Source organism: Pseudoalteromonas rubra (genome assembly GCF_005887095.1).
GTDB classification, from domain to species: domain Bacteria; phylum Pseudomonadota; class Gammaproteobacteria; order Enterobacterales; family Alteromonadaceae; genus Pseudoalteromonas; species Pseudoalteromonas rubra_E.
On sequence record NZ_PNCI01000191.1, the window covers coordinates 1 to 203 of the forward strand.

A 203-nucleotide genomic window follows, 5' to 3' on the forward strand; every position below is an offset into this window, starting at 1 on the left:
GTAATTCAGTAATTGACGAAGTCATTGTCACCGACTCAATTCCGTTGTCAGATGAGCTTAAAGCCTTAGACAATATCAAGGTGTTAACCTTGGCTGATATGATGGCCGAGACCATCCGTCGTATTAGCAACGAAGAATCTATTTCGGCGATGTTTGAGCACTAAAGCTGCTTCGCCGATGAGCTCAAATAGAAAACACCGCCC

Annotated in this window: 1 pseudogene; it reads left to right on the plus strand. The window is 44.3% G+C overall.

Going from position 1 to position 203, the window contains the following annotated elements:
- Positions 1 to 164, plus strand: a pseudogene (locus tag CWB99_RS23835) (ribose-phosphate pyrophosphokinase); the annotation flags it as partial.
- Between the last annotated feature and the right edge of the window lie 39 nt (positions 165 to 203).